Raw genomic sequence first — 1,421 nt, forward strand, 5'->3', positions numbered from 1 at the left:
GGGGATGGATCACCTCCTTTCTAAGGAGCTCTTTCTAGAGCATTATCGATCATTTTCTTGGGTCACGTGACACTCACTCTTTAGTTTTCAGGGAATACGATTAAGCCCCGGCCTATGGCCGGGGCTTTTTGATTTGCATGGAGCCGATGACAAGACGGGAGCATACTGATTGCCATCGGTGAAGCTGTTTATGAGGTAGGTGCGAAGATGTCTGAACGAGTGCAAATACCGCTAGAAGCCAAAATATTAAGTGATCGGTGACTGGTAGGATTAACAGAGAGTAGCATAGGGGAAAATGTGTTTGTCAAACACTTGTTCCTTTACATACCTTCTCCATCTGTGTGACAATGGATAAGTGATAGCAACATTAGATCAGACGGAGAGGATCGGTTGACATGTTTACGCTTACCAATGATTGGGCCACCATTTTGCAACCGGAGTTTGAGAAACCGTACTATAAAGAATTGATTTCCTTTTTGGAAAAAGAATATGAGCAAGAAACCATTTATCCTCCTCGAGAAGATGTTTTTTCAGCATTGAATCTGACATCATACCAAGACACCAGTGTTGTGATATTGGGACAAGACCCTTACCATGGGGCGGGACAGGCACACGGGCTGAGCTTTTCTGTCAAGCCGGGAGTGAAACAACCCCCCTCTCTTAAGAACATTTTCAAAGAGCTACATGATGATCTGGGGTGCGAGATCCCTAACCATGGTTATTTGGTGAAGTGGGCGGAGCAGGGTGTTCTGATGTTGAATACGGTGTTGACGGTAAGGGAGAGCAAACCCAATTCCCATAAGGGTAAGGGATGGGAGAACTTTACCGATCAGGTGATCAAGGCGTTAAACGAACGAGAACAACCGGTTGTGTTCTTGTTGTGGGGGCGGCATGCGCAAGAGAAAAAGAACTTAATCACAAATGAGCGCCACCACATCATCGAGTCGGCTCATCCCAGCCCGTTTGCAGCAAGAAAAGGTTTTTTTGGTACAAAACCTTTTTCAAAGGCAAATCATCTTTTAAAAGAAATGGGCAGAAAAGAAATCGATTGGCAAATTCCTGCGCTCTAATGGAGAGAGGCTTGCAAATTCGATGTGAATTTGCAAGCCTTTGATTGTGTTGGGGGTATGCCTGCGCATAGGGAAATTTTTTCTTAGAATGACAGAGGAAGTGAAGGAAGGTATAGAGAACTGTTTGGCAAAACCATGGAAACACCTTTGCGGTTCTGGATGTTTTGATGTGGTTAATGAAAAAACAAAAAAAGGGGTTGCATTTATTATTGAACCATGTTATATTACTACTTGTCGCCGCGATGTGGCGGTGATCACAAAGAAACGCACCTTGAAAATTAGATATGGAATAAAGCAACGAGGTTAAGAAGGAGATCCTTCTTAGATCGTCGATGTTGCAAATCACCGAGG

2 protein-coding genes are annotated in these 1,421 nt (G+C 44.0%); both read left to right on the forward strand.

The features are described 5' to 3' along the window. The first annotated feature begins 395 nt into the window (after positions 1 to 395). Positions 396 to 1,070, forward strand: coding sequence for a uracil-DNA glycosylase (locus EDC32_RS16135; RefSeq protein WP_132223984.1), 675 nt, complete (start codon positions 396 to 398; stop codon positions 1,068 to 1,070). A gap of 88 nt (positions 1,071 to 1,158) precedes the next feature. Then, positions 1,159 to 1,377, forward strand: a complete 219-nt coding sequence (locus EDC32_RS16140) for a hypothetical protein (RefSeq protein ID WP_132223987.1) — start codon at positions 1,159 to 1,161, stop codon at positions 1,375 to 1,377. Positions 1,378 to 1,421 lie beyond the last annotated feature (44 nt).

Source organism: Laceyella sacchari, from assembly GCF_004343255.1.
In the GTDB taxonomy this organism is placed as follows: domain Bacteria; phylum Bacillota; class Bacilli; order Thermoactinomycetales; family Thermoactinomycetaceae; genus Laceyella; species Laceyella sacchari.

What these genes read in the sequence shown, in the direction of transcription:
- EDC32_RS16135 (WP_132223984.1), top strand. Translation starts at nt 396, where the DNA reads ATGTTTACGCTTACCAATGATTGGGCCACCATTTTGCAACCGGAGTTT.
- EDC32_RS16140 (WP_132223987.1), top strand. Translation starts at nt 1,159, where the DNA reads ATGACAGAGGAAGTGAAGGAAGGTATAGAGAACTGTTTGGCAAAACCA.